At 70.3% G+C, this 7,552-nt stretch carries 7 protein-coding genes; all 7 read right to left on the reverse strand.

Annotated features, from left to right (window positions below):
* On the reverse strand, positions 1–339 hold a 339-nt coding region (locus Q8Q85_02870), incomplete at its 3' end, for a hypothetical protein (protein MDP3773186.1).
* Positions 340–352: 13 nt separating this feature from the next.
* Positions 353–835 carry an Ig-like domain-containing protein gene (locus Q8Q85_02875; GenBank protein MDP3773187.1) on the reverse strand — a complete coding sequence of 161 codons (483 nt, stop codon included), beginning with the start codon at positions 833–835 and terminating at the stop codon, positions 353–355.
* Positions 836–942: 107 nt separating this feature from the next.
* Positions 943–1,323 (reverse strand): hypothetical protein, encoded by a 381-nt coding sequence (locus Q8Q85_02880; GenBank protein ID MDP3773188.1) that lies wholly within the window; start codon positions 1,321–1,323, stop codon positions 943–945.
* Between the two features lie 119 nt (positions 1,324–1,442).
* Positions 1,443–2,015, reverse strand: coding sequence for a Spy/CpxP family protein refolding chaperone (locus tag Q8Q85_02885; GenBank protein ID MDP3773189.1), 573 nt, complete (start codon positions 2,013–2,015; stop codon positions 1,443–1,445).
* 66 nt (positions 2,016–2,081) lie between these two features.
* The gene (locus Q8Q85_02890) at positions 2,082–5,324 is read right to left on the reverse strand and encodes a CusA/CzcA family heavy metal efflux RND transporter (protein ID MDP3773190.1); all 3,243 of its coding nucleotides are present in this window, start codon (positions 5,322–5,324) and stop codon (positions 2,082–2,084) included.
* A gap of 8 nt (positions 5,325–5,332) precedes the next feature.
* Complete coding sequence (locus tag Q8Q85_02895; protein ID MDP3773191.1) at positions 5,333–6,562, reverse strand: efflux RND transporter periplasmic adaptor subunit; 1,230 nt, start codon at positions 6,560–6,562, stop codon at positions 5,333–5,335.
* 9 nt (positions 6,563–6,571) lie between these two features.
* A partial coding sequence (locus Q8Q85_02900; protein MDP3773192.1) for a TolC family protein occupies positions 6,572–7,552 on the reverse strand: 981 nt, incomplete at its 5' end.

Below are 7,552 nucleotides of genomic sequence, written 5' to 3' on the forward strand. Positions count from 1 at the left end.
CCACGACCGCCGGCTCTCCTCCTCCCATTCCAGGCCGACGACCAGCTTCGCGGTCGCGGGGAAGCGCGCCGTGTGGGCGAATCGGCAGTGCGTCAGGAACCCGCGAGGGGCCTTGAAGTGCACCCGGCTCGCGTTGTCGAAGCGCCGCGCCAGCTCCTCCAGCATCGGCCGCACGATCTCGCGATGGATCGGATCGACGTCGGCCTCCACCCGCGTGTGCGCCTGCTCCCGCTCGCGCATCGCCCGCTCGTTGTCGGCGGACCGCCGCTCCACTGCTGCCTGCGCATCGTCCAGCCGTTGGCTGAGCCGCGTCGCGAAGGCGTCGAGTACGTCTTGCATCAGACTGCTCCTTTCAGTTCCCGGCCGTGAAGGACCAGCCCATGCCGTCGCGCATGCGCGTCGCGCCGGCCGGGATGTCGTCCATCATCGTCATGCTGCCACCGCCCATCTGCCCGCCCATCCCGTCGTCGTGCATGGTCGCGCGCATCATCACGCTGTCGCGCAGGTGCGCGAAGTACCCGGTGCCGGCGCGCATGAGGGAGTCGGGGACGAACATCATCTGGCGGTACCCGTCGCCGAACATCATGCGCCCGGGCACGGCTTCCCCAGTGCTGTCGGCCATGTGCAACGTGAAGCGGTTGAGGCAGGACGCCGAATCCACCGGCATGTCGAACCACATGCGGATCGTGTCCCCCCGTGATACGTTCGCCGCGTTCGGTGCTGGGGCCACGGACACGGACGCCGAGCCCGGCGCCAGGTCGGGTCCCGAGTTGTCGGAGCACGCCGCCGCCACTGCGGCGGCGGCCACGGTAAGGAGCAGGCCGCGCAAGATCATCCTCCTGGAGTCCAATTGAGTGCGCTTCGGGCAGTTGCCCGCGCGACGTTCTTCGCGGATCCATCCATGTGACCTCCCGGGCCCACCATGGGGCCCTCGCGCTCAGCTCAGTGACGGTGCGGTGGCGTGCGAGGCGGCGTAGGTGACGCCGGTCGTCGCGGGTCGGCCTCGACGGCCCTGCGCTGCGTCGGGCGCAGCACGTCGCGCGCCGATTGCGCGGCGTTAAGGGGCGTGAGCCGTCCGGCTTGGGCCGAGTCGCGGAGCGCCCCAAGCGCCGCGACCTGCTCCGCCGTCAGCTCGAGCGCGGCGGCCTGTGCCAGCAGTCGCGCGGGCGCGTACCGCTCGTACACCCGCTCAGAGGCGGACCCACTCGGCTCGTAGCTCCCGGTGTGGAGCACCGGCCCGGCGCACGCGGAGGCGAAGAAAACCGTGGCCGCGAGTGTCGCACGACGCATGGTCCGCATGCACCCGTCGAGTACGTGTTGCATCAGACTGCTCCTTTCCATAAGAGCGCACGGCGGCCACAGGCACCCCGGCTCGCCGGGACTTCTTCACAGCCATCAGGAACCCGAGCCCCTTACGGCCGCCGCGGACGGTAGGGGCCGGCTTAGTGCTCTTCGCGGTCGTGCCCCTCGCCGGAGCGCGCGCCCTGCTGGCGTTGCCACGCGTCAACCTGGCGGCGCTGCGCCTCCGTGAGCACCGATCTAGCCTCGAGCGCCACGCGCAGCTCGGCCCGATGCATCAGGCCCATCGCGGCGTGCATGCTCTCGAAGTGCGCGACGACCGACGACGGATCCGGAGCGGACGCGTTGAGCGCCTCCTGAAACATCCGGCCGTGTTGATCGGCCGAGGCCCGGGCGCCGTCGCGCTCGGGACGGGCGGCCTCCTGGATCTGCGCGAGACGCGCCTCCTGGTCTTGCGTCAGACCCAGGTCCCGCTTGCGCTCGAGCAGGCGCGGCGGCGTGTACGCCATGACCCGCGACATCGCCCCCATCATCTCCATCATCGACTCCATCCCGGCCATGCCCATGGCGTCGTGGCCACGCTGCATCCCCGGCTGGGCGGAGGGCGGGCGCTGGGTAGCCTGGCGCTGCGCGCTGTCCGCGTGATGGGCGTGCTGCGCGGCTAAGGGCGTCGCGCCGATAGCGAGAGCGGCCAGGCTGAGAACGATGCGGTTCATGATGAGACTCCTTGGGTCGAGCGTTGAGGTTTCAGGCGCCGAAGCGCGGGTCGATGGCCGCATAGGTCACTCCGCGGGCGTGGCCGGAACGGCCGCCGGCATCCGCCGCAGCTCGGCCTTCCGCCACATCAGGTAAATGGCCGGAATCACGACGAGCGTGAGCACGGTCGAGCTGACCATCCCGCCGATCATCGGCGCGGCGATGCGCCGCATCACCGTCCCCCCGGCACCGCTGCCCCACATGATGGGGAGGAGGCCGGCCATGATGGCCAGGACCGTCATCATCTTGGGTCTGAGCCGATCGGCCGCCCCCTCGACGATGGCCTCGTGGAGCCGGGACGGCGTCATCGGCGCCTGGTGGCGGAAGTGCTCGTAGGCGATGTCGAGGTAGATCAGCATGACGACTCCGGTCTCTGCCGCGACGCCGAACAGCGCGATGAACCCGACGGCGACGGCCACGCTGAGGTTGTAGCCCAGCGCCCAGATGAACCAGATCCCGCCCACCAGCGAAAACGGCAACGAGAGCAGCACGATGGCCAGGTCGCGCATGTTCTTGAAGTTCATGTACAGCAGCACCACGATGATGAGCAGCGTGAGCGGCACGACGATCTTGAGCTTCGCCACGGCCCGCTCCATGAACTCGTACTGACCACTCCACCGCAGGGTGTAGCCGGGCGGCAGCACCACCGAGCGCTCGACCGCGGCCTTGGCGTCCCGCACGTAGCTGCCGATATCGCTTCCGGCCATGTCCACCTGCACCCAGGAGGTGAGGAAGGCGTCCTCGGTCTTGACCAGCATCGGCGCGTTCACGAGCCGCACCGTGGCCAGCTGCTCGAGCGGCACCTGCACCGTGCGGCCGCCGCCGCCCATCCCGGCGTCGCCCGTGGGCGGCATGGGCCCGCCGCCGGCATCGGGCGCCGCCGCGCCCGCCCCGCCCGACGCCGAGCCGAGCGCCACCGGAATGAGCACCCGCCGCAGCGCGTTCGGGGAATCGCGCAGGTCCCGCGCGTAGCGCACGTTGACGCTGAAACGCTCCCGCCCCTCGACCGTCGTCGTCGCCTGCATCCCGCCGATCGCCGAGATGATGGTGCGCTGCACGTCGGCCACGTTGAGTCCGTAGCGGGCCGCCTGCTCGCGGTTCACCTCGATATCGAGGTAGGAGCCCGAGACCGCGCGCTCGGCGAAGACGCTCCGCGTCCCCGGGACCATCACCACCGCCGCCTCGATCTCCTTGCCGATCCGCTCCAGCTCGCGCAGGTCGGGGCCGAAGATCTTGATCCCGACCGGCGTCCGGATGCCGGTGGCGAGCATGTCGATCCGGCCGCGGATGGGCTGCGTCCACGCGTTCGTGTAGCCCGTCGTACGCGCGGCCGAGTCCAGCTCCGCGACCAGCCGCTCGCGCGTCATGCCACGGCGCCACTGGTGGTGCGGCTTGAGCACCACGACGGTCTCGATCATGTCGAGCTGCGCGGGGTCGGTCGCCGTGTTCGCGCGGCCCACCTTCCCGAACACGCTCGCCACCTCGGGGAAGGTCGCCAGGATCGAGTCCTGGTACTGCGACGCCTGCCGCGCCGCCGTGATGGAAGCCCCGGGCACCGTCGTCGGCATGAACAGCAGCGTGCCCTCGTCCAGGGGCGGCATGAACTCCGACCCGAGGCGCGAGGCGGGCCACACCGTCGCCGCCAGCACCACGGCGCACCCTCCCACGGTCTTCCACGGGTGCCGTAGCACCACCAGGAGCGCCGGCCGGTACAGCCACATCAGCCAGCGGTTGACGGGATTGGACTGCTCCGGCTTGATCCGGCCGCGGATCAGGTAGCCCATCGCGACCGGCACGACCGTGATGGCGAGGAGCGCGGACGACGCCATCGCGAACGTCTTCGTGTACGCGAGCGGCTTGAATAGCCGCCCCTCCTGCGCCTCCAGGGTGAAGACCGGCAGGAACGACACCGTGATGACCAGCAGCGAGAAGAAGAGCGCCGGCCCGACCTCGCCCGCGGCCTCCCGCACGATCTCCCATCGCCGCTCGCCCTTGACGTGCTCCGAGCCCCCCGCGCGCTCGAGGTGCTTGTGCATGTTCTCGATCATGACGACGGCCGCGTCGATCATCGCGCCGATGGCGATGGCGATGCCGCCGAGGCTCATGATGTCCGCCGAGATCCCCATCCAGCGCATGACGATCAGGCTCATCATCACGCCCAGCGGCAGGGTGAGGATCGCGACCAGCGACGACCTCAGGTGCAGCAGGAAGACCACGCACACGGCGGCGACGACCAGCGATTCCTCGGTGAGCTTCTCCTTCAGCGTCTCGATGGCGCGGTGGATGAGGTCGGACCGGTCGTACACCGGCACGACGCGGACGCCCTCGGGGAGCCCGCCTTGGGCCTCGGCGAGGCGCTCCTTCACCCGCTCGATGGTGGTGAGCGCGTTCTCCCCGAAGCGCATCACGACGATGCCGCCCACCGCCTCGCCCCGACCGTTCCAGTCGGCGGCGCCGCGCCGGATCTCCGGCCCCAACTGCACGTTGGCGACGTCGCGCACCCGGATCGGCGTCCCGCCGGCGGTCGTTCCGACGACCGCGTTCTCCAGGTCGGGGATGCCCCTGGCGTAGCCCAGCGCACGGATCATGTACTCGCGCCCGGAGACCTCGAGCACGCGGGCGCCCGTTTCGACGTTGGCGCCCTGCACGGCCTCCATCACGCGGGTGATGGGGATGTTGAAGGCCTGGAGGCGGACCGGATCCACCTCAACCTGATATTGCTTCTCGTATCCACCGACGGACGCGACCTCGGAGACACCCGGGACCGCGGTCAGCAGGTAGCGGAGGTACCAGTCCTGGAGCGCCCGCAGCTCGTAGAGCGAGTGCCGGTCGCTGGTCAGGACGTACTGGTAGACCCAGCCAAGTCCGGTGGCGTCGGGACCGACGACCGGGCTGGCGCTCGCGGGCAGCCGGCCGCGCAGTCCGTTGAGGTACTCGAGCACGCGCGAGCGCGCCCAGTACAGATCCGTCCCGTCGTCGAAGATCACGTACACCAGGCTCATGCCGAAGAAGGAGAAGCCGCGCACCGTCTTGGCCCCCGGCACCTTCAGCATCTGCGTCGTGATCGGGTAGGTGACCTGGTCCTCGACGATCTGCGGGGCCTGCTCGGGATAATCGGTTTGCACGATCACCTGGACGTCGGTGAGATCGGGCAGCGCGTCGAGCGGGATGGTGCGGATGGCCCACAGCCCCGCGGCACCGATGAAGATGACGGCGAGACCGACGAGGAAGCGGTTCCGCGTGGACCAGTCGATGATGGCGCGAAGCATCGGTCCCCCTAGTGCCCGTTGCGGGCCGGACGCGGCGCCGCTCGGCGACCGCCCCCGCTGCCACCACCCATGTCCATGCCGGCCATAGCCGCCAGCGCCGCGCCGAGATTCGACTCGGCGTCCAGCAGGAAGGCTGCCGCGCCGACCACGCGCTCCCCGGCCCTCAGCCCCCTCAGAACCTCGACCAGGGAATCCGTCTCGAACCCCAGGGTCACCAGCCGCGGGACGAAGCGTCCCGCCGAGTCCTCCACGAAGACCAGCTGCCGGTCACCAGTCACGAGGGCCGCCTGGCGGGGGATGACAACGCCTCGCGCCCTGAGCGGCGCCCGGATGCGCACGGTGCCGAACAACCCCGGACGCATGCGCCCCGCGGGGTTCGACAACTCGATTCGCACGCGGCCCGTGCGAGAGACCGGGTCCACCGTCGGGTAGAGGTAGGCCACCCGTCCCCGCAGGACTTCGCCTGGGTACGCGTCGAGCGACACGTCCGCGGACAGTCCGACGCGGACCGCCGAGAGATCGTTCTCGAAGACGTCGGCCTCGAGCCACACCGTGCTGAGGTCCGCGATCTGCAGGAGCGGCGTGCCCGCCATGATCGCCTGGCCCTGCACCACATTCTTCTGAAGCACCACGCCGTTCACCGGCGCGCGCAGCGTCATGGTCCGGCGGACCGCCCCGCTGCGCTCAAGCTCCGCGATCTGGTCGGCGCTGATGTCCCAGTACTCGAGCCGGCGACGGGACGCCGCCACGAGCGAATCGGCGTTCTGGGCCGCCTCGCTCGAGGGCGCCGCGCCGAGGGAACCACGCAGTCGCACCGCCAGCAGCAACTCCTGCTGGGCGGCGACCAGCATCGGGCTGTACAGCTCGAACAGCGGCTCGCCCTGCCGCACCGCCCGGCCCGTGAAATCCACGTAGAGCCGCTCGACGAACCCATCCACCTTGGTCGTGACGGTCCGCGACGCCGTTTCGGCGGGCGTCACGCGGCCCACCAGGCGCACCTCGCGCACCAGCTCCCGCGACTCGGCCGTGACCACCACGATACCGAGTCGGGAGCGCTCCTCGGCGGACACGGCGACTCCCTGGGTGGCGCTGTCCGCCGCGGCGAGTCCGCTGTCCCTGGCGGCCACGCCCGTGTCGGCCTGGGAACTGTGGTTCTCGGCTTCGGCTCGGTCGCGGCCGCATCCCGTCGCGAAGAGGACGGGGAGCAGCGCCGCAAGAGCAAGGATCTCGGTTCTCATGGTCGTCCCCTACTGGTTCGCTGCCGGCGCGGCGAACGGCCGCCCGATCAAGCGGTCAATCTCGGCCACCGCGGTTCCGTACATCGCCTCGTAGCGGTGGAGGTCGTGCTGGTAGGTGAGCAACGCCATTTGCGCGTCGAGCACCGTGGGGAAATCCACTCGCCCGACTCGGTAGGCGGAGAGCGCCGCTTCGTAGGCGGCGACCGCCTGCGGGCTGAGGCTCCCGGCGTACAGCGCCACCTGGCGCCGGGCCGTTTCCGCCTCCTGGTACGCGGTGGCGAGCATGCTGCGCACCTCCAGGCGCATGGCGCGCAGCATCTCCTCGGAGGCGTTGCGCATCGCGCGCGCCTCGTCCCGCATCCGGAACTGGCGGGAGCGCGCGAACACCGGCACGCTCACCCCCACCATCAGGGACAGCATGTCGTTGTCACCGACCCGCTGGCCGTACCCAATGCCCAGATCGAGGTCGGGATAGATCATCCGGCGAATCGCCGTCTCGTTGGTGCGAGCACCCTCCACACCCGCGCGCCCGGCCGCGATCTCCGGGTTGCCCGTATCGGCCAGCGCGACCAACGAGTCGAAGGGGGGGAGCGGCGGGGTCTCGAGCGGGAGGGTCGCCGCGCCGTGCCCCTCGTGACCGGGCGGCGCGGGCAGAACGAGCGGCGCCTCACCGGGTCGTCCGAGCAGCGCGTTGAAAGCCGAGGCAGCAGCGAACCGCTGCAGGCGCATTTCGATGATCTCCTGCTGCATGCGCGTGACGGCCACCTGGGCGCGCACCACGTCCGACTGCACCGTGCTGCCGACCGTGTACATCGTCGTGGCCACATTCGAGAGCTCGCGCACGACGGCGAGGGTGCGATCCATGATCTCCAGCGCGCGATCGGCGTGGTACACGTCCCAGTAGCGCGCCCGGACGTAGCGCTCGACGGATAGCATCAGCGCGTCGCGCTGGCTCGCCACCCGCACGCTGTCGAAGCGCGCGACGGTGCG

The organism is Gemmatimonadales bacterium, assembly GCA_030697825.1.
Lineage (GTDB): Bacteria > Gemmatimonadota > Gemmatimonadetes > Gemmatimonadales > JACORV01 > JACORV01.